This is a genomic window from Cytobacillus firmus, from assembly GCF_023715565.1.
Classification (GTDB): Bacteria; Bacillota; Bacilli; order Bacillales; family Cytobacillaceae; genus Cytobacillus; species Cytobacillus firmus_C.
The window spans coordinates 1-255 of record NZ_JAMBOJ010000190.1 but is presented as its reverse complement, the minus strand read 5'-3'; the positions used below and the strand labels follow the sequence as shown (position 1 = coordinate 255).

Sequence of the window (255 nt, the reverse complement as noted above, 5' to 3'; positions counted from 1 at the left end):
TTAAAACAAAAATAAGAGAAAAACTAAGATGGCGATTACTCGGTTATTGCTTCTTCATAACATTATCTAGTTTTCAAAGAACGAATAACTTGAGAGATTGAACTCTCAAAACTGAACGAACAAAAACATCACGTTTCTTGTAAATATTCCTTAGAAAGGAGGTGATCCAGCCGCACCTTCCGATACGGCTACCTTGTTACGACTTCACCCCAATCATCTGTCCCACCTTAGGCGGCTGGCTCCAAAAGGTTACCC

General features: G+C 40.0%; 1 rRNA gene. It reads right to left on the bottom strand.

The features are described from left to right. Positions 1-154: 154 nt before the first annotated feature. Positions 155-255: ribosomal RNA gene (locus tag M3205_RS25445) — 16S ribosomal RNA — on the bottom strand; the annotation flags it as partial.